The sequence below is a fragment of the Trabulsiella odontotermitis genome, from assembly GCF_001297775.1.
GTDB classification, from domain to species: Bacteria; Pseudomonadota; Gammaproteobacteria; order Enterobacterales; family Enterobacteriaceae; genus Trabulsiella; species Trabulsiella odontotermitis.
In genome coordinates this window covers 220,520-241,019 of sequence record NZ_LIFX01000007.1, presented here as the reverse complement: position 1 = coordinate 241,019, position 20,500 = coordinate 220,520, and the positions used below count along the sequence as shown (strand labels likewise).

The following is a 20,500-nucleotide window of genomic DNA, read 5'->3' as shown; positions in this document are numbered from 1 at the left end:
TAAGGCCGTGTGACTTTTCCGTACTGCCGGTTTATGCCAGTATGGTCTGCTGGCCTGTCGGCCTGGTTGATCGTTGTCGGGAGCACGTGTGAGCAACAAAGTTGAACAGCTGCATCAGCAGTTAAAAGAACGCATTCTGGTTCTGGATGGGGGCATGGGCACCATGATCCAGAGCTATCGTCTCGAAGAGCAGGATTTCCGCGGTGAACGCTTCGCCGACTGGCCCTGTGATCTGAAAGGAAACAATGACCTGCTGGTGATCACCCAACCGGAAACGATCGCCGCTATCCACTACGCCTACTTCGAAGCAGGCGCGGATATTATTGAGACCAACACGTTCAACTCGACGACCATTGCGATGGCGGATTACCAGATGGAATCCCTGTCGGCAGAAATCAACTTTGAAGCGGCAAAACTGGCGCGCGCCTGCGCCGATGAATGGACCGCCCGCACGCCGGAAAAACCACGTTACGTGGCGGGTGTGCTCGGCCCGACCAACCGCACAGCCTCCATTTCGCCGGACGTCAACGACCCGGCATTCCGTAATATCACTTTTGATCAACTGGTCGCGGCATACCGTGAGTCCACCCGTGCGCTGGTGGAAGGCGGCGCAGATCTGATTCTGATCGAAACCATCTTCGATACGCTCAACGCCAAAGCGGCGATTTACGCGGTAAAAGAAGAGTTCGACGCGCTGGGCGTTGATCTGCCGATCATGATTTCCGGCACCATCACCGATGCCTCCGGGCGTACGCTGTCCGGCCAGACGACGGAAGCGTTCTACAACTCGCTGCGCCACGCCGATGCGCTGACCTTTGGTCTGAACTGTGCGCTCGGCCCGGATGAGTTGCGCCAGTACGTGCAAGAGCTGTCGCGCATTGCCGAATGCTACGTCACCGCGCACCCGAACGCCGGGCTGCCGAACGCCTTTGGTGAATACGATCTCGACGCTGAGACCATGGCAAAACAGATCCGCGAATGGGCTGAAGCCGGGTTCCTTAACATCGTCGGCGGTTGCTGCGGCACCACGCCAGAACACATTGCCGCCATGAGCCGCGCGGTGGAAGGTCTGGCACCACGCCAGTTGCCGGAGTTACCGGTAGCCTGCCGTTTGTCTGGCCTCGAACCGCTGAATATCGGTGATGACAGCCTGTTTGTGAACGTCGGCGAACGGACTAACGTCACCGGCTCGGCGAAGTTCAAACGCCTGATCAAAGAAGAAAAATACAGCGAAGCGCTGGACGTCGCGCGTCAGCAGGTGGAAAACGGTGCGCAGATCATCGACATCAACATGGACGAAGGGATGCTCGACGCCGAAGCGGCGATGGTGCGTTTCCTCAACCTGATTGCCGGTGAGCCGGATATCGCCCGCGTGCCGATCATGATCGACTCCTCAAAATGGGAAGTGATCGAAAAAGGGCTGAAATGCATTCAGGGTAAAGGCATCGTCAACTCCATCTCGATGAAAGAAGGCGTTGAGGCGTTTATCCATCACGCGAAACAGGTACGGCGCTACGGTGCGGCTGTGGTGGTCATGGCGTTTGATGAAGTTGGCCAGGCCGATACCCGTGAGCGCAAAATCGCCATCTGCCGCCGTGCCTACAACATTCTGACCGAAGAGGTGGGTTTCCCGCCAGAAGACATCATTTTCGACCCCAATATCTTCGCGGTGGCGACCGGCATTGAAGAGCATAACAACTATGCGCAGGACTTTATCGGCGCCTGCGAAGACATCAAACGTGAGTTGCCGCATGCGCTGATTTCCGGCGGCGTCTCCAACGTCTCTTTCTCCTTCCGCGGCAACGACCCGGTGCGTGAAGCCATCCACGCGGTGTTCCTCTATTATGCCATCCGTAACGGCATGGACATGGGCATCGTCAACGCCGGTCAACTGGCGATTTATGACGATCTGCCCGCCGAGTTACGCGATGCGGTCGAAGACGTGATCCTCAATCGTCGCGACGACAGCACCGAACGTCTGCTGGAACTGGCGGAAAAATATCGCGGCAGCAAGGCCGACGATGGTGCGAATGCTCAGCAGGCGGAATGGCGTTCATGGGACGTCAAAAAACGTCTCGAATATTCGCTGGTAAAAGGCATTACCGAGTTTATTGAGCAGGACACTGAAGAGGCGCGCCAGCAGGCGGCACGGCCCATCGAAGTGATTGAAGGACCGCTGATGGACGGCATGAACGTCGTCGGCGATCTGTTCGGCGAAGGCAAAATGTTCCTGCCGCAGGTGGTGAAATCTGCCCGCGTGATGAAACAGGCGGTGGCGTACCTGGAACCGTTTATCGAAGCCAGCAAAGAGAAGGGCTCCAGCAACGGCAAGATGGTCATCGCCACCGTGAAGGGCGATGTGCACGACATCGGCAAAAACATCGTTGGCGTGGTGTTGCAGTGCAACAACTACGAAATCATCGATCTTGGCGTGATGGTCCCGGCGGATAAAATCCTCAAAACCGCCCGGGAAGTGAACGCCGACCTTATCGGCCTTTCCGGCCTGATCACGCCGTCGCTGGACGAAATGGTTAACGTGGCGAAGGAGATGGAGCGTCAGGGCTTTACCATTCCGCTGTTGATTGGCGGTGCCACCACCTCGAAAGCGCACACGGCAGTGAAGATCGAACAGAACTACAGCGGTCCGACGGTTTACGTGCAGAACGCCTCGCGCACGGTTGGCGTGGTGTCGTCATTGCTCTCTGCCACACAGCATGACGATTTTGTTGCCCGTACCCGCAAAGAATATGAAACCGTGCGCATCCAGCACGCGCGCAAAAAAACGCGCACACCGCCAGTGACGCTGGAAGCCGCGCGTGAAAACGATCTGGCCTTTGACTGGAGCAGTTATACCCCGCCAGTGGCGCACCGCCTCGGTGTGCAGGATGTAACTGCCAGCATCGAAACGCTGCGCAATTACATCGACTGGACGCCATTTTTCATGACCTGGTCGCTGGCAGGGAAATACCCGCGCATTCTGGAAGACGAAGTGGTGGGTGAAGAGGCTAAACGTCTGTTCCAGGATGCCAACGACATGCTCGACCTGCTCAGCGCAGATAAACGCCTGACGCCGCGCGGCGTGGTGGGCCTGTTCCCGGCTAACCGCGTGGGCGATGACATCGAAATTTACCGCGATGAAACCCGCACCCACGTGCTGACAGTGAGTCATCATCTGCGCCAGCAGACGGAAAAAATCGGGTTCGCTAACTATTGTCTGGCGGATTTCGTCGCGCCGAAACTGTCCGGCAAAGCCGACTACATCGGCGCGTTCGCCGTCACCGGCGGACTGGAGGAAGATGCGCTGGCGGAAGCGTACGAAGCGCAGCATGATGATTACAACAAAATCATGGTCAAAGCGATCGCTGACCGTCTGGCAGAGGCGTTTGCGGAATACCTTCACGAACGGGTACGCAAAGTTTACTGGGGTTATGCGGCGAATGAGAATCTCAGCAACGAAGATCTGATCCGCGAAAACTACCAGGGCATTCGCCCGGCGCCGGGTTATCCGGCCTGCCCGGAACATACCGAAAAAGGCACTATCTGGCAGTTGCTGGACGTCGAAGCGCGAATTGGCATGAAACTGACCGAGTCTTTCGCCATGTGGCCGGGTGCGTCGGTGTCGGGCTGGTACTTCAGTCATCCTGACAGCAAATATTTCGCCGTGGCGCAGATCCAGCGCGATCAGGTGGAAGATTACGCCCGACGTAAAGGGATGAGCGTGGCAGACGTGGAGCGCTGGTTAGCCTCGCATTTAGGTTACGACGCCGACTGATTCATAAAACTGTCATCTTTCTTTACAACAAACAGGGCGCTCAAAAGGCGCCTTGTCTCTTTATTAGTGGTAAACCCTTATACTAGAAGGAGACCTTACGTCTCAGAATCATAAGAATAAGGAGAACCTGCATCCGTGTTGACGTTGTTACATCTGCTCTCTGCTGTTTCCTTGCTGGTATGGGGTACTCATATTGTCCGTACCGGCGTGATGCGTGTTTTTGGTGCGCGCTTACGTACCGTACTCAGCGGTAGTGTTGAAAAGAAACCACTCGCCTTCTGCGCGGGTATCGGCGTGACTGCGCTGGTGCAGAGCAGTAACGCCACGACGATGCTGGTGACGTCATTTGTAGCGCAGGATCTGGTCGCGCTCACCCCGGCGCTGGTGATTGTCCTGGGGGCCGATGTGGGGACCGCGCTGATGGCGCGGGTGCTGACCTTCGATCTCTCCTGGCTGTCGCCATTGCTGATTTTTATCGGCGTGATTTTCTTCCTCGGGCGAAAACAGACCCGCGCCGGGCAACTGGGTCGCGTGGGGATTGGCCTCGGCCTGATCCTGCTGGCGCTGGAGCTTATCGTCCAGGCGGTGCACCCGATCACCGAAGCGAGCGGCGTTCAGGTGATTTTTGCCTCGCTGACTGGCGACATTATGCTGGATGCATTGATTGGCGCCGTCTTCGCGCTGGTAAGCTACTCGAGCCTTGCCGCTGTGCTGCTGACCGCCACGCTCACCGCCGCGGGGATCATCGCTTTCCCGGTCGCGCTTTGTCTGGTGATTGGCGCCAACCTGGGCTCCGGCCTGCTGGCGATGCTGAATAACAGTGCCGCTAATGCCGCCGCCCGCCGCGTGGCGCTGGGCAGTTTGCTCTTTAAGCTGGTGGGCAGCCTGATTATCCTGCCGTTTGTTCACCCGCTCGCTAATCTGTTGCATGAGCTACCGCTGCCTGAATCGGAGCTGGTGATCTATTTCCACGTGTTCTACAACCTGATCCGCTGCCTGGCGATGGTGCCTTTCGCCGAGCCGATGGCGCGGTTCTGCAAACGCGTGATCCGTGATGAGCCTGAACTGGATGCGCGTCTGAAGCCAAAACATCTCGACACCACTGCGCTCGATACCCCTGCGCTGGCGCTGGCCAATGCCGCGCGCGAAACCCTGCGCATGGGCGATGCCATGGAACTGATGTTAGGCGGCCTGCATAACATCATGCACGGCGAACCGCGCGAAGAGAAAGAGCTACGCAAGCTGGCGGATGACATCAACGTGCTGTATACCGCCATCAAACTCTATCTGGCGCGGATGCCGAAAGAGGAACTGGCGGAAGAGGAATCCCGCCGCTGGGCGGAAATTATTGAGATGTCGCTGAACCTGGAGCAGGCGTCTGACATTGTTGAACGCATGGGCAGCGAGATTGCCGACAAGTCGCTGGCTGCCCGCCGCGCGTTCTCGATTGAAGGGCTGAAAGAGCTCGATGCGCTGTACGAACAGCTTCTCAGCAACCTGAAGCTGGCGATGTCGGTGTTTTTCTCCAGCGACGTCCCCAGCGCCCGCCGCCTGCGCCGCAACAAACACCGCTTCCGGATTCTGAACCGCCGTTACTCACACGCGCACGTTGACCGGCTTCACCAGCAAAACGTGCAAAGTATCGAAACCAGCTCACTCCACCTGGGCCTGCTCGGCGACATGAAACGCCTGAACTCACTGTTCTGCTCGGTGGCTTACAGCGTGATGGAGCAGCCGGACGAAGACGATGAGCGGGATGATTATTGACAACTGGTGTGTTTAATCGTTAACCCAATACCCAACGCATTCATGACAGCCAGTGTTGTTTTGAGCGTTGGGTTACCTTTCTCACTAAAAGACCGATAGAGTTGCTCACGAGAAAGACCTGTTTGTGCAGCAATTTGTGCCATACCTTTCGCGCGTGCGACGATGCCCAACGCTTTTGCGATATACGCGGCATCACCCGTTTCCAGAGCATCCGCCATGAATACGGCGATCTCTTCGTCGTTAACCAATGCTTCTGCGGGATCGTAGCGAGTGAGTTTATTCATAACCAAATACCTTCTCAATATCCAGTGAGTGTACCAGCGCTCTGGCGAGCAAAATGTCCTTACTCTGAGTACGTTTGTCGCCGCCACATAACAGGATGATTAGCATATTACCTTGTTGCTTGAAATATATGCGATAACCGGGGCCATAGTGGATACGAAACTCGCTGACACCTTCTCCCACTGGCTTTACGTCGCCGGATAACCCATTAGCCAGACGAAAAAGCCGTGCTGCTATAAGCGTTTTCACTCGCGTATCTTTTAATCCCTTCTCCCAACGGCGAAATACACCAGTCTGGACGATCTCTTTCATAACACACCTTGTATTTTATAAACTACATTTAATTAAGGCAAGCCGGGGAAGGAGAATAGAGAGCGTCTGAAAGGGGGTAAATGGTATGTCACGGAATCTGGAATGACGCTCGGAAACAAGACCATTTGTGCCAGCGCCAGGGTAAGGTATATTTCGCTTTTACAGGAGAAACTATGCTGCCAACCCAATCAACCCGATTAAACAAATACATTAGCGAAAGTGGAATTTGCTCACGTCGCGAGGCTGACCGCTACATCGAACAGGGGAACGTGTTTATCAACGGTAAACGCGCCACCATTGGCGATCAGGTCGCTGCTGGCGATGTGGTGAAAGTGAATGGTCAACTCATTGAGCCAAGAAACGAAGAAGACCTGGTGTTTATCGCGTTGAACAAACCGGTTGGCATTGTGAGTACGACGGAAGACGGCGAACGGGATAACATCGTTGACTTCGTTAACCACAGCAGCCGTATTTTCCCGATTGGCCGTCTGGATAAAGACTCGCAGGGGCTAATCTTTCTGACTAACCACGGTGATCTGGTCAATAAAATTCTGCGTGCCGGTAATGACCATGAAAAAGAGTATCTGGTAACGGTGAATAAACCGATTACCGATGACTTCATTCGCGGCATGGGCGCAGGCGTGCCGATTCTTGGTACTGTCACAAAGAAGTGCAAAGTCAAAAAAGAGGCGCCGTTTACCTTCCGCATCACCCTCGTGCAGGGGCTGAACCGGCAAATTCGCCGCATGTGCGAGTACTTTGGTTTTGAAGTGACGAAACTGGAGCGTACGCGGATCATGAACGTCAGCCTGAGCGGGATCCCGCAGGGCGAGTGGCGTGATTTAACTGACGATGAGTTGATTGCGCTTTTTAAGCTTATCGAAGATTCGTCGTCGGAAGCGAAGCCGAAAGCAAAGGCGAAGGCCAAACCGAAAACACCGGCAGGGGCGGCAAAAAAACCGGCCACCAGCGGCGGGAAAAACATGGCCAAAACGCCTGCAGAAATGGCCAACCGTAAGCGCTTTACCTCGCCGGGGCGGAAAAAGAAAGGGCGCTAATCAGCGCCTTCCGCGGGTCGAGGTATTAGCAGACCAGGAGAATGTCGCGTTCTCATCCGGTTTATAAGCCTGCTGCTTTTTCAGCTTGCGGGCTTTTTTGGCTTCAGCTTCACGCTGTGCCATTAGCTTATCGATGTACTCTTTTTTGACCTGATTGGTTTCGGCGTTGGTCAGGGGACGGCCATGTGAGATACGAGCGCGGTCGAGCAATGTTTTCAGCTCGCGCTGCTCGCTTTCCGTCATGTCTTTTTGGGTTAATCGTGCTGTGGACATCACTGAAGCCTCCTGGTGGGTAGGCTTCAGTGTAAAGCAAGCACGTTCAGCCGCGAAGCGAATTAGCCCTGTTTCGCCACTTCTTTTTCCGGTTTCTCATCAACCGGCTTACCGGACCAGTAACCCGCCAGCAGCGAGCCCGACAGGTTGTGCCACACGGAGAACAACGCGCCGGGGAGAGCAGCGAGCGGGCCGAAGTAGATTTTGCCGAGCGCGGCGGCGAGCCCGGAGTTCTGCATACCCACTTCAATCGCCAGCGTGCGGCAGGTGGATTCATCAAAACCGAACAGGCGACCGCCCCAGTAACCACCGAGCAGGCCGATGCTGTTATGCAGAATAACAGCGATAATCACCACCAGACCCACAGACGCGATATGCGACGCGGAACCGGCCACTACAGCGCTGATGATCGCCAGGATACAGATCATGGAAAACGCCGGGAGATAAGGCTCTATCGCCTTCACCACACGCGGCAGCAGATGATGCACCACCAGCCCTAAGGCAATCGGGATCACCACGATTTGCAGAATGCTGAGCAGCATTCCCATCACGTCCACCTGAATGTGGGCGTCGACGTACAGACGCGTCAGCAGCGGGGTCGCGACAACACCCACCAGCGTCGATATTGACGAGATAGTCACCGACAGCGCGACATCCCCTTTCGCCAGATAGATCATGACGTTTGACGCTGTGCCGCTGGCAACACTACCTACCAGCACCATGCCTGCGGACAACTCCGGCGGCATGCGGAAGGCCATCGCCAGCAACCAGGCGGCGAGCGGCATTACCAGATAGTGCAGGAAAATCCCTGCGGCGACCGGCGCCGGGCGTGACAACACGCGTTTGAAATCATCCACTTTCAGATGTACGCCCATGCCAAACATGATCAGCATCAGCAGCGTGGTGACCCAGGGGCCAATCGGGGTAAAGGTCGAGGGCGTGTAATACGCGATAACAGAGAGCAGCAGCGCCCATAACGGGAACAGCCTGGTGAAGAGTCCTGACATGATGTATTCCTTGCGATCGTATCGTTGTTGTGTTGTGTTTTTTATAAAAAAGCCGGGTTCGAGCCCGGCCATAGGTATGGTTTATCGTGTAGTGTAATTTTATTCAAACAAATTATGATGAAGTTTCTGCACGACTTTTTCTGATTCGTTACCCGGCACGAGGAAACACAGGTTGTAGCTGGAGGCGCCGTAGCAAATCATGCGGATGTTAAACGGCTCCAGCACGCCAAACACCTCTTTGCCGACACCGCAGGCTCTGGAGAGGTGATTACCAATCAACGCCACCAGCGCCAGCCCCTCTTCGACTTCAACGCGGCACAGGGAAGAGAGCTCGGTCAGCAGCGCCTGGGTCAGCAGGGTATCGCCGGTTGATGTGGAGCCGGTGGTATCCAGCGTCAGCGCGATGCTCACTTCTGACGTAGTGATGAGATCAACCGAGATATTGTGACGCGCCAGAATGCCGAACACCTCGGCCAGGAAACCGCGCGAGTGCAGCATATTCAGACTGTGCAGCGTCACCAGCGTCTGGTTGCGACGCAGCGCCAGCGCGCGGAACAGCGGCGGGTTTTCAGTTTTATTGCAGACCAGCGTACCGCCTGCTTGCGGATCTTTGCTGGACCCCACAAATACCGGAATTTCGCTGCGCACGGCAGGCAGCAGGGTCGCCGGGTGCAGGACTTTCGCGCCGAAGGTCGCCATCTCGGCAGCTTCCTCAAACGCGATTTCGTTAATGCGCCGTGCGGCAGGCACAATGCGTGGATCGGTGGTGTAAATGCCCGGGACATCAGTCCAGATATCGACACGTTTCGCTTTCAGGGCTTCGCCCAGCAGCGCCGCGGTATAGTCACTGCCGCCACGGCCAAGCGTGGTGGTGCGGCCTTTACCTTCGCTACCGATAAAGCCCTGGGTGATGACCATATCTTGCGCCAGACGTGGTGCGAGTTGCTGGAGGCAAAGCTCGGACAGCGCCGCGACATCCGGCTCGGCACGACCAAAACGATCATTGGTGCGCATCACTTTACGCACGTCAAACCACTGCGCCTGAACCCCGCGTTCACGCAGAATTTCCACAAACAGCAGGGTGGACATCAGTTCGCCGTGGCTGACCAGTTCATCGGTCAGCGCGTTGGACGTCGCCAGTGACGCGGCTTCTGCCAGAGTGGTGATGTTTTCCAGCAGCCGCTCAATCTCTTCGCGGATCACATTCGGGTTCTGCAGGCGATCGAGAATATCGAACTGGATTTGACGAATGGCGTCGAGTCTGGCGAAACGCTCGGTGGCTTCCAGGCCTTCCGCCAGCGCCACCAGCAGATTGGTAATGCCCGCCGAGGCGGAAAGCACCACCAGTCGGGTATTGGGATCGGTGAGCACGACATCCGCGCTACGGTTCATCGCGTCGAAGTCAGCAACGCTGGTACCGCCAAATTTGGCGACGACTAAATCTGTCATAACAACCTCGTGTCAGGGAATGAAAATAGTGACCTTGGCACAAGAGCAGAACAGTAATCGAACCAGGCGCAGGTACCGTATTCATAAATAAAATGCGAGGCCGGGCGCTGTCAACGCTTAGGTTATGCGGATTTTTTATGCTGACAGACAATCAAGAAATCTCGCTTATAAAAGTGTGATCAGAAGCCGTTTTTTAGCCGCTTTTGCCCTCAACCTGAAAAAGCATCACAATTTTTGTCCGCAGGCGCTACAATCGACCGAAGTCACAATTTTCAAATCAGATGAGTATTGCTATGAAAAATATCAATCCAACGCAGACTTCAGCCTGGCAGGCATTGCAGAAACACTACGAGGAGATGAAGGACGTCACTATCGCGGATCTGTTCGCGAAAGATAGCGACCGTTTTTCGACGTTTTCCGCGACCTTTGACGATTTGATGCTGGTGGATTTCTCCAAAAACCGCATCACCACCGACACGCTGGCAAAACTGCAGGATCTGGCGAAAGAGACCGATCTGGCAGGTGCGATCAAATCCATGTTCTCGGGTGAAAAGATCAACCGTACGGAAGATCGTGCCGTGCTGCACGTTGCTCTGCGTAACCGCAGCAATACGCCGATAGTGGTGGATGGCAAAGATGTGATGCCGGAAGTGAATGCGGTGCTGGAAAAGATGAAAGGCTTCTCAGAAGCGATCATCTCCGGGAGCTGGAAAGGCTATACCGGCAAGCCGATTACCGATGTGGTGAACATTGGTATTGGGGGTTCTGACCTCGGCCCGTTCATGGTGACCGAAGCGCTGCGTCCGTACAAAAATCATCTCAACATGCATTTCGTGTCTAACGTCGATGGTACGCACATCGCCGAAGTGCTGAAAAAAGTGAACCCGGAAACCACGCTGTTCCTGGTCGCGTCCAAAACCTTCACCACGCAGGAAACCATGACCAACGCCCACAGCGCGCGTGACTGGTTCCTGAAAACTGCCGGTGATCAGAAACACGTGGCGAAACACTTTGCCGCGCTGTCTACCAACGCCAAAGCGGTCGGTGAATTTGGTATTGATACTGCCAACATGTTTGAGTTCTGGGACTGGGTCGGTGGCCGTTACTCGCTGTGGTCAGCGATCGGTCTGTCGATCATTCTGTCTGTAGGCTTCGACAACTTTGTACAACTGCTTTCCGGCGCGCATGCAATGGACAAGCACTTCTCCACCACGGCACCAGAGAAAAACCTGCCGGTGCTGCTGGCGCTGATCGGTATCTGGTACAACAACTTCTTTGGCGCGGAAACCGAAGCCATTCTGCCGTACGACCAGTACATGCACCGTTTTGCTGCCTACTTCCAGCAGGGCAACATGGAATCCAACGGTAAGTACGTTGACCGTAACGGCAACAAAGTGACGCACCAGACCGGGCCAATTATCTGGGGCGAGCCGGGCACTAACGGCCAGCACGCGTTCTACCAGTTGATTCACCAGGGGACCAAAATGGTGCCGTGCGATTTTATCGCGCCATCCATTACCCATAACCCGCTGTCTGATCATCATCCGAAACTGCTGTCTAACTTCTTTGCGCAGACCGAAGCACTGGCGTTCGGTAAATCCCGTGAAGTGGTTGAGCAGGAATATCGTGACCAGGGGAAAGATCCGGCAACGCTGGAACACGTAGTACCGTTCAAAGTGTTCGAAGGCAACCGCCCGACCAACTCCATCCTGCTGCGTGAAATCACCCCGTTCAGCCTGGGTGCGCTGATCGCGCTGTACGAGCACAAAATCTTTACCCAGGGCGTTATCCTTAACATCTTCACCTTCGATCAGTGGGGCGTTGAGCTTGGCAAACAGCTGGCGAACCGCATCCTGCCGGAACTGAAAGATGACAAACCTATCAGCAGCCACGACAGCTCTACTAACGGTTTGATTAACCGTTATAAGCAATGGCGTGGGTAATTAATATTGAATAATGAATGCCGACGAAATGTCGGCATTTTTTTTATCAGATAATTCCGGTTGTCCGTTACGTAGCGCAAATTTCTGTTCTGAGTTTAATCTGAAAAGACTATTTAACCTGTTAATTACTGCGGGTTATTTTAGGATTTTACGGAGAATGGAATGCACATATTTATATTATAATTGCTTGAATTTGCGTATTTTAATAAATTTCAACTTGCCGCTTAATAACCCTTTCATCCATAAATCCGAAAACCGTTCTGCTATTTTCCCCTGCGCTAATTAGCCTGCTTTAGTTGTGTATACTCGATCCCGTCTGAATTTCTTTTCAGGCATATCTCCATTCATTCAATGAAGGGAAGTAGTTATGAAGAAAATCCTGTATGGCATTTTTGCCATATCCGCGCTTGCGGCGACCTCAGCTTATGCAGCACCTGTGGAAGTGGGTGAAGCGGCCGGGTCGGCAGCGACGTCTGTGTCTGCGGGCAGTTCGACCGCAACCAGCGCCAGCACCGTAAGTTCGGCCGTGGGTGTCGCACTGGCGGCGACCGGTGGTGGTGATGGCTCCAATACTGGAACCACCACCACAACAACCACCAGTACCCAGTAATAGCGGGTGCTTTAACCATAACCACACTTCGGTGTGGTTATTTTGCCCCTTCGGAGAAGAGTCGTGAAGCGACCCATTATTATCCTTCTTTGCCTGCTGCTTCAGGCATGTTCAGCCAGTACAAAAGGACTGGGACAATCCCTCTGGGATAGCGTATTCGGCACACCGGGTGTCCAGCTCACCGACGATGACATCCAGAACATGCCGTATGCCAGCCAGTATATGCAGCTCAACGGCGGCCCTCAGCTGTTTGTGGTGCTCGCTTTCTCGGAAAACGGGCAGCAGAAATGGGTGACGCAGGATCAGGCCACCCTCGTGACCCGACACGGTCGTCTGATTAAAACGCAGCTTGGCGGCGACAACCTGCTGGAGGTGAACAACCTGCAGGCTGACCCGCTGACGAAACCCAATCAGATTGTTGATGGCGCGAGCTGGACGCGCACGATGGGCTGGACCGAGCATAAGCAGGTGCGTTACGCCACCGCGCGTTCCGAATTCCGCTGGCAGGGCACTGATACCCTGACGCTGGCGGGTGAAGAGACTCAGGTGCGCGTGCTGGAAGAGTCGGTCAGCACCGATCAAACCCACTGGCGTAATCGCTACTGGATTGATGACGAGGGGCAAGTTCGCCAGTCGGAACAGTATCTCGGGGCGGATTATTTCCCGGTGAAAACCACGCTGATTAAGGCGGCAAAATCATGAAAAAACGTTTAATTGCCGCGTTGATTGCCTCGTCCATCGCACCATTAACGGCTTTCGCTGCCGGCAATGTGGATGTCTATATCAACGGCGCGGCGCAGCCGAAAAAGCTCACCGACGCCGGGCATCTGGCCGATCTGGTCGCTCAGCCACGGCTGGCAGACAGCTGGTGGCCGGGCGCGGTTATCAGCGAACGTCAGTCAACCGCCATCGCGAAACAGCAGCATCAGGCGTTGCTTGCCCGGCTGGCGGCGCTGGCCGCTGACGAGGGCGGTGACGATGGCGCGGCGATTAACGCGCTGCGCCAGCAGTTACAGAGCATCAACGTGACGGGCCGCCAGTTAGTCAGTCTCGACCCGGATGTCGTGCGGGTGAAACCGGGCGCGAACCCGCCGTTACAGGGCGATTACACCCTGTGGGTGGGTCATCAGCCCTCCACGGTGCGTCTGTTCGGTTTAATCAGCCGTCCGGGTACGCTGCCGTTCACGCCAGAGCGTGATGTGGCGAGTTATCTCGACGATCAAAGCCTGCTCAGCGGCGCCGACCGCAGTTACGCCTGGGTGATTTACCCCGACGGGCGGACGCAAAAAGCGCCAGTGGCGTACTGGAACAAACGCCACGTTGAACTGATGCCTGGAAGCCTTATTTTTGTCGGCTTTGCCGATTCCCTGTGGACGAAGAAATACGACGAGCTGAACGCCGACATTCTTCACTCACTCACACAGCGGATACCTGAATAATGAAAAAAAGATTCCTCTATAGTCTGCTGGCATTGGGCGTGAGCGCGGCCTGCCATGCAGAAACGTATCCGGCGCCCGTAGGGCCATCACAGTCGGATTTTGGCGGCGTGGGGCTGATGCAAACGCCTACCGCGCGGATGGCGCGGGAAGGGGAGATGAGCATCAACTATCGCGATAACGATCAGTATCGCTATTACTCCGGTTCGATCCAGCTCTTCCCCTGGCTGGAAACCACCCTGCGCTATACCGACGTGCGCACCCGGCAGTACAGCAGCGTCGATGCCTTCTCCGGCGACCAGACCTACAAAGACAAAGCGTTCGATCTCAAGCTGCGGTTGTGGGAAGAGGGCTACTGGCTGCCGCAGGTGGCGGTGGGGGCGCGGGATATCGGCGGGACCGGTCTGTTTGATGCGGAATACATTGTCGCCAGCAAAGCCTGGGGACCGTTTGATTTCTCGCTGGGGCTCGGCTGGGGTTATCTCGGCACCAGCGGCAACGTGAAAAACCCACTCTGTACTTATAGCGATAAATTTTGCTACCGCGACAACAGCTACCGCGAAGCGGGCTCGGTGGATGGCAGCCAGATGTTCCACGGCCCGACCGCGCTGTTTGGCGGCGTTGAATATCAGACCCCGTGGCAACCGCTGCGCCTGAAACTGGAATATGAAGGCAACGATTACAGCGATGAATTTGCGGGCAAAATCGAACAGAAGAGCAAGTTTAACGTCGGCGCCATTTACCGTGTCACTGACTGGGCCGACGTTAACCTGAGCTATGAGCGCGGCAACACCTTCATGTTTGGTGTGACGCTGCGTACCAACTTTAACGATCTGCGGCCGTCTTACAACGACAACGCCCGGCCGAAATACCAGCCGGAACCGCAGGACGCTATTCTGCAACATTCGGTGGTGTCGAACCAGTTGACCCTGCTGAAATACAACGCTGGCCTGGCGGACCCGCAGATTCAGGTGAAAGGTGACACGCTGTACGTCACTGGCGAGCAGGTGAAATACCGCGACTCGCGTGAAGGTATTGAGCGCGCTAACCGGATCATCATGAACGATTTGCCGGACGGGATCCGCACCATCCGCATCACTGAAAACCGTCTCAATCTGCCGCAGGTGACCACCGAAACTGACGTCGCCAGCTTGCGCAATCATCTGGAGGGCGAGCCGTTAGGTCACGAAACGCCACTGGCGCAGAAACGCATCGAGCCGGTGATACCGGAGAAAACGGAGCAGGGCTGGTATATCGATAAGTCGCGTTTCGACGTGCACATCGACCCGGTGTTGAATCAGTCCATCGGCGGCCCGGAAAGCTTCTACATGTATCAGCTGGGCGTGATGGGCACCGCGGACTGGTGGGTGACCGACCACCTGATCACCACCGGCAGCCTGTTCGCCAACCTGGCCAACAACTACGACAAGTTCAACTACACCAATCCGCCGCAGGACACGCATTTGCCGCGCGTCAGAACCCACGTGCGTGAGTATGTGGAGAACGATATTTACGTCAATAACCTGCAGGCCAACTACCTGCAGTATTTCGGCAACGGTTTCTACGGCCAGGTGTATGGCGGTTATCTGGAGACCATGTTCGGCGGCGCGGGCGCGGAAGTGCTTTATCGTCCGGTCGACAGCAACTGGGCGTTTGGTATTGATGCGAACTACGTGAAACAGCGTGACTGGCGCAGCGCGCAGGACATGATGAAGTTCACCGATTACAGCGCCAAAACCGGTCACCTGACCGCCTACTGGACACCGCCGTTTGCGCAGGATGTGCTGATCAAAGCCAGCGTCGGGCAATATCTGGCAGGCGATAAGGGTGGTACGCTCGAAGTGGCGAAACACTTCGACAGCGGCGTGGTGGTGGGCGCGTACGCGACGATCACCAACGTGTCGCCGGAAGAGTACGGGGAAGGGGATTTCACTAAAGGCGTGTACGTGTCTGTGCCGCTGGATATTTTCTCGTCCGGCCCGACCCGCAGCCGTGCCGCCATCGGCTGGACGCCGCTGACGCGTGACGGCGGTCAGAAACTGGGGCGCAAATTCCAGTTGTATGACATGACCAGCGATCGCAGCGTGAATTTCCGTTGATGTTTTATTGCCGGGTGGCGCTGTGCTTACCCGGCAATAAGCATAAATAAAAAATATAGATCTCCGTCACACTTTTGCGTTATACAGGAGGCTCGCCACTGCGATAAAGGTGCTGTTATGACATCACTCACTCGTCCCCGTGTTGAGTTCATCTCCACCATCCTGCAGACCGTGTTGAATCTGGGTCTGCTGACCCTTGGGTTGATTCTGGTCGTTTTTCTTGGCAAAGAGACGCTGCATCTGGCAGATGTCCTGTTCGCCCCTGAGCAAACCAGCAAGTACGCGCTGGTGGAAGGGCTGGTGGTCTATTTTCTCTACTTTGAATTTATCGCTCTGATTGTGAAGTATTTTCAGTCAGGCTTTCACTTCCCGCTGCGCTACTTTATTTACATCGGGATCACCGCCATCGTGCGGCTGATCATCGTTGATCACAAATCTCCGCTGGATGTGCTGATCTACTCGGCGGCGATCCTGCTGTTGGTGATCACGTTATGGCTCTGCAACTCTAAGCGGCTGAAACGCGAATAAAAAAGGGCGGCCCGAAGGCCGCCTGAACAGTCACAATTATTCGCAATGAACAGCATTTGAGGGTTGCAGTGGCATAACAATGAAACTTACCCTTTCACGCCTCCCGACGTCAGACCGCTGACCAGCCAGCGCTGCGCCAGCAGGAACACGAGGGTGATGGGGATCGCGGACAGCACCGCCGCCGCGGCAAAATCGCCCCACAGGTAGTTCTGCGGGTTCAGGTATTGCTGCATACCTACCGCCAGCGTGTAGCTGTTGACATCACGCAGCAGCAGCGAGGCGACCGGCACTTCGGTGATCGCCGCGATAAACGACAGAATAAACACCACCGCCAGAATCGGCACTGACAGGGGTAACAGCACCAGGCGGAAGGCCTGCCACGGTGTGGCGCCGTCCAGCGCCGCCGCCTCTTCCAGCGAACCGTCGATGGTTTCGAAATAGCCTTTGATGGTCCAGACGTGCAGCGCAATGCCGCCCATATAAGCGAAGATCACCCCGCCGTGCGTATTGAGACCGATAAACGGAATGTACTGGCCGAGACGGTCAAACAGGGCATACAACGCCACCAGCGACAGCACCGCCGGGAACATCTGGAAAATCAGCATCCCTTTCAGCAGCGTGGCTTTGCCGGGAAAACGCATACGGGCGAAGGCGTACGCACAGGTGGTGGAGAGCGCCACGATGCCGATAGCGGTGATCCCGGCGATTTTCACCGAGTTCCACAGCCACAAGAGCACCGGGAACGGCGGCGGCGTGACGCGACCGTCGGCATGCTCAACGCTGAATCCGAGCGCCAGCCGCCAGTGCTCCCAGGAGATATTATCCGGGATCAGGCTGCCGGTGGCGAAGTTGCCTTCACGCAGGGAGATGGCGATTACCATCAGCAGCGGAAACATGATTGCCGCGATGAAAACAAGCAGCAGCAGGTGCGTGATAAAGAGGCGCAGCTTCTGAGATTTCGGTTGTACCATTGCCATCGTCTGTCCCTCCTTAGTCAAATTTCATTCGTGTGGCTTTCAGATTCACAATCGCCAGCGCACCCACCAGCAGGAAGATGATCGTGGCGATCGCCGCCGCGAGTCCAAAGTCCTGCCCGCCGCCGCCTTCGAAGGCGATGCGGTAGGTGTAGCTCACCAGCAGGTCGGTATAACCCGCGGGCGTGGTGGTGCCGAGGCGATCCGGCCCGCCGTTGGTCAGCAACTGGATCAGCACGAAGTTGTTAAAGTTAAACGCGAAGCTGGCGATCATCAGCGGGGTCAGCGGTTTGATCAGCAGCGGCAGGGTTATTTTGAAGAAATTCTGGAACGGGCCCGCGCCGTCCATCGCCGACGCTTCATAAAGATCGTCAGGGATCGCCTTCAGCAGCCCCATGCAAAGGATCATCATGTACGGATAGCCCAGCCAGGTGTTGACGATGATGATCATCGCGCGGGCGGTGGTCGGGTCGCTGAACCATGCCGGTCGGATGCCAAACAACGTGCTCAGCATCATGTTGATTTCACCAAAGCTCTGGTTGAACAACCCTTTGAAAATCAAAATAGAAATAAACGACGGCACCGCGTAGGGCAGGATCAACAGCACGCGATAAATCGCTTTGCCTTTCAGCGAGTCCCATTGCACCACACAGGCCAGCACCATACCGACCGCCACAGTCAGCAGCACGGTCAGCACGGAGAAGACCACCGTCCAGACGAAAATCGCCAGGAACGGCTTCTGAATGCCCTCGTCGGTAAAGACGCGGGTGAAGTTGTCCCAGCCAATGGTCACGGTATAGCCGGGGCTGAGTTTTTCGTCACCCCAGTTGCCATCCGCGTTGATCGCCTGATAAAACCCGGCACTGTTGTTTGGGCGATATTTTGTGCCGCTTTGATTGTTGGTCAGAACGCCATCGTCGCTAAGCGTATACAGTGGACGCGTGCCGGAGAACTGACGCAGCGAGCTCATCACCACTTTGCTCTCATCAGGCAGGATCGCGGTCAGTTGGTTCAGCGCCTGGCGATTCTGGGTGATGACGCGCAGATTTGCCCGCTCGCCTTCAGGCAGGGCATCGGTTTCTTTTACCGTCAGCTTTTGTTCGCCGCCCAGCGTAAAGGCGTCAGAGAGGTAATTCTTCCCGCTTTCCCCGTCGGTCAGCGCCAGCTTCCACGCATTCTCCGACGGATATAAACCAAAGTTGAAGGTTTTCCCGGCCTGGTAAACGCGGTCCATCAGCACCTGTTGCGCACGCTCAAACGTCAGCTGGTTGGTGCTGCTGTAGTTGGTGAACGCGATGGCAATGGTACAGATCAGCGGGAACAGAACAAACAGACCCATCCCGGCAACACCAGGGTAGACATAGCGCCAGGCATAGGCTTTACGATTCGCAAAAATATAAAGGCCAACAGAGCTTAAAATAAGCGTCATGATGGCGAACAGGTACTCTCCCTGGGCGTACATTAAAACGACAAGGTAACCAACCAGCAGGCCCAGCACACCAATGATTAACCACTTCAGGGCGTCGCTTTGCCACCAGTGCTTCTTTTTAATGACATCCATGGGGAATCTTCCTCTACAACGGTGAAAACGGGTGTCAGGTGGCGTTGCACTTACCTGACCTACGGTCCGGGCCGTAGTGGTAGGGCGGGTAAGCGAAGCGCCACCCGCCGTTTTTCTGACTTACTTCGTAATACGTCCCTGTGCGTCTTTCAGCGCGGCGTCTACGGTCTGACGACCGCTGGCTGCGTTGATCACCGCCGTGCGGGTGGCATACCAGAAGGCGGCCATCTGCGGGATGTTCGGCATGATTTCGCCTTTCTGGGCGTTATCCATGGTTGCCGCAATGCGTGGATCTTTCGCTAACTGATCCTGATACGATTTCAGCGCCACGGCGCCCAGCGGTTTGTCCTTGTTCACCGCCTCCAGACCCTGATCGGTCAGCAGGTAGTTTTCGAGGAACTCTTTCGCCAGCTCTTTGTTCGGGCTTGCCGCGTTAATCCCGGCGCTCAACACGCCTACGAACGGTTTGGAGGGTTTGCCTTTGAAGGAAGGCAGCAGGGTGACACCATAGTTGATCTTACTTTTATCGATGTTTGACCAGGCCCACGGACCGTTGATGGTCATCGCGGTTTCGCCTTTGTTGAACGCTGCTTCTGCGATCGAGTAGTCGGTATCAGCATTCATATGTTTGTTCTTGATGAGGTCAACCAGGAAGGTCAGACCGGCTTTCGCGCCTGTGCTGTCAACGCCGACATCTTTCACGTCATATTTGCCGTTGGCATATTTAAAGGCATAACCGCCATCAGCGGCAATTAGCGGCCAGGTGAAATACGGTTCCTGCAGGTTGAACATCAGTGCGGATTTGCCTTTCGCTTTCAGTGCTTTATCCAGCGCAGGGATCTCTTCCCAGCTTTTCGGCGGGTTCGGCACGAGGTCTTTATTATAGATAAGCGACAGCGCTTCCACGGCGATCGGATAGGCGATCAGCTTGCCGTTATAGCGAACGGCGTCCCAGGTGAAGGGATAAAGTTTGTCCTGAAAGGCCTTATCCGGCGAGACTTCCGCCAGCAGGCCAGATTGTGCATAGCCGCCAAAACGGTCGTGCGCCCAGAAAATAATGTCCGGGCCGTCGCCCGTGGCGGCAACTTGCGGGAATTTCTCTTCCAGCTTGTCCGGGTGCTCAACGGTCACTTTTATGCCCGTATCTTTTTCGAATTTCTGACCAACCTCGGCAAGGCCGTTATAGCCTTTATCGCCGTTAATCCAGATAACCAGCTTTCCTTCTTCAATTTTGGCGAGGGCAGAGGCGGAGAACATCATCGTAGTCAATGCGGACAGCGCGAGGATGCGAGCGCCAGTTTTGATTTTCATATATCCCGTCCTTTTTGGTGTGTGCTCGTGGATACACTTCGGTGGCTTAACGACGATGAGTTTCCTTATTTAGCAACCCCTTTCCATCCTCCCTTTGTCTACGCCCCAACCCCGGTTT

The 20,500-nt window shown here is 55.5% G+C and carries 17 protein-coding genes; 9 read left to right on the top strand and 8 right to left on the bottom strand.

Annotation, left to right across the window (positions count from 1 at the left end):
* The first annotated feature begins 88 nt into the window (after window positions 1–88).
* Both metH and AOY23_RS11670 read left to right on the top strand, forming a co-directional pair.
* Window positions 89–3,772 (top strand): methionine synthase, encoded by a 3,684-nt coding sequence (metH, locus tag AOY23_RS11675; protein WP_054179793.1) that lies wholly within the window; start codon window positions 89–91, stop codon window positions 3,770–3,772.
* Window positions 3,773–3,907: 135 nt separating this feature from the next.
* Entirely contained in the window at window positions 3,908–5,539 is a 1,632-nt protein-coding gene (locus AOY23_RS11670; RefSeq protein WP_054179792.1) for a Na/Pi cotransporter family protein, read from the top strand.
* Here AOY23_RS11670 and AOY23_RS11665 read toward each other — a convergent pair.
* Entirely contained in the window at window positions 5,533–5,823 is a 291-nt protein-coding gene (locus tag AOY23_RS11665) for an addiction module antidote protein (RefSeq protein ID WP_054179791.1), read from the bottom strand. The genes AOY23_RS11670 and AOY23_RS11665 overlap by 7 nt on opposite strands.
* Window positions 5,816–6,133, bottom strand: coding sequence for a type II toxin-antitoxin system RelE/ParE family toxin (locus AOY23_RS11660; RefSeq protein ID WP_054179790.1), 318 nt, complete (start codon window positions 6,131–6,133; stop codon window positions 5,816–5,818). Before AOY23_RS11660 ends, AOY23_RS11665 begins: the two co-directional genes overlap by 8 nt.
* Before the next feature lie 173 nt (window positions 6,134–6,306).
* On the opposite strand from AOY23_RS11660, the gene rluF reads away from it, so the two are divergent.
* The gene (gene rluF, locus AOY23_RS11655) at window positions 6,307–7,191 is read left to right on the top strand and encodes a 23S rRNA pseudouridine(2604) synthase RluF (RefSeq protein ID WP_054179789.1); all 885 of its coding nucleotides are present in this window, start codon (window positions 6,307–6,309) and stop codon (window positions 7,189–7,191) included.
* Here rluF and AOY23_RS11650 read toward each other — a convergent pair whose 3' ends face one another.
* The 3 genes from AOY23_RS11650 to lysC all read right to left on the bottom strand — a co-directional run bounded on the left by AOY23_RS11650 (window position 7,192) and on the right by lysC (window position 9,920).
* On the bottom strand, window positions 7,192–7,464 hold the full coding sequence (locus AOY23_RS11650; RefSeq protein ID WP_054179788.1) for a YjbD family protein: 273 nt from the start codon (window positions 7,462–7,464) through the stop codon (window positions 7,192–7,194). It abuts the gene before it with no gap.
* 62 nt (window positions 7,465–7,526) lie between these two features.
* A complete protein-coding gene (panS, locus tag AOY23_RS11645) occupies window positions 7,527–8,471 on the bottom strand; it encodes a ketopantoate/pantoate/pantothenate transporter PanS (protein WP_054179787.1) in 945 nt (314 codons plus the stop codon).
* A 99-nt stretch (window positions 8,472–8,570) separates the two neighbouring features.
* Window positions 8,571–9,920 carry a lysine-sensitive aspartokinase 3 gene (gene lysC, locus AOY23_RS11640; RefSeq protein WP_054179786.1) on the bottom strand — a complete coding sequence of 450 codons (1,350 nt, stop codon included), beginning with the start codon at window positions 9,918–9,920 and terminating at the stop codon, window positions 8,571–8,573.
* Between the two features lie 293 nt (window positions 9,921–10,213).
* On the opposite strand from lysC, the gene pgi reads away from it, so the two are divergent.
* The 6 genes from pgi to psiE all read left to right on the top strand — a co-directional run bounded on the left by pgi (window position 10,214) and on the right by psiE (window position 16,536).
* Complete coding sequence (gene pgi / locus AOY23_RS11635) at window positions 10,214–11,863, top strand: glucose-6-phosphate isomerase (RefSeq protein WP_054179785.1); 1,650 nt, start codon at window positions 10,214–10,216, stop codon at window positions 11,861–11,863.
* Window positions 11,864–12,230: 367 nt separating this feature from the next.
* Window positions 12,231–12,473, top strand: a complete 243-nt coding sequence (gene yjbE / locus AOY23_RS11630; protein ID WP_038158418.1) for an exopolysaccharide production protein YjbE — start codon at window positions 12,231–12,233, stop codon at window positions 12,471–12,473.
* A 63-nt stretch (window positions 12,474–12,536) separates the two neighbouring features.
* The gene (locus tag AOY23_RS11625; RefSeq protein ID WP_054179784.1) at window positions 12,537–13,175 is read left to right on the top strand and encodes a YjbF family lipoprotein; all 639 of its coding nucleotides are present in this window, start codon (window positions 12,537–12,539) and stop codon (window positions 13,173–13,175) included.
* Entirely contained in the window at window positions 13,172–13,912 is a 741-nt protein-coding gene (locus AOY23_RS11620; protein WP_054179783.1) for a capsule biosynthesis GfcC family protein, read from the top strand. Before AOY23_RS11625 ends, AOY23_RS11620 begins: the two co-directional genes overlap by 4 nt.
* Window positions 13,912–16,008 (top strand): YjbH domain-containing protein, encoded by a 2,097-nt coding sequence (locus AOY23_RS11615; protein ID WP_054179782.1) that lies wholly within the window; start codon window positions 13,912–13,914, stop codon window positions 16,006–16,008. Before AOY23_RS11620 ends, AOY23_RS11615 begins: the two co-directional genes overlap by 1 nt.
* A gap of 117 nt (window positions 16,009–16,125) precedes the next feature.
* Window positions 16,126–16,536 carry a phosphate-starvation-inducible protein PsiE gene (gene psiE / locus AOY23_RS11610; protein WP_038158408.1) on the top strand — a complete coding sequence of 137 codons (411 nt, stop codon included), beginning with the start codon at window positions 16,126–16,128 and terminating at the stop codon, window positions 16,534–16,536.
* 86 nt (window positions 16,537–16,622) lie between these two features.
* On the opposite strand, the gene malG is transcribed toward psiE, so the two are convergent.
* The 3 genes from malG to malE form a co-directional block, all read right to left on the bottom strand.
* On the bottom strand, window positions 16,623–17,513 hold the full coding sequence (gene malG, locus AOY23_RS11605; RefSeq protein WP_038158406.1) for a maltose ABC transporter permease MalG: 891 nt from the start codon (window positions 17,511–17,513) through the stop codon (window positions 16,623–16,625).
* A 13-nt stretch (window positions 17,514–17,526) separates the two neighbouring features.
* On the bottom strand, window positions 17,527–19,071 hold the full coding sequence (gene malF / locus AOY23_RS11600) for a maltose ABC transporter permease MalF (RefSeq protein WP_054179781.1): 1,545 nt from the start codon (window positions 19,069–19,071) through the stop codon (window positions 17,527–17,529).
* Between the two features lie 120 nt (window positions 19,072–19,191).
* Window positions 19,192–20,382, bottom strand: coding sequence for a maltose/maltodextrin ABC transporter substrate-binding protein MalE (gene malE / locus AOY23_RS11595; protein ID WP_054179780.1), 1,191 nt, complete (start codon window positions 20,380–20,382; stop codon window positions 19,192–19,194).
* Window positions 20,383–20,500: the final 118 nt, after the last annotated feature.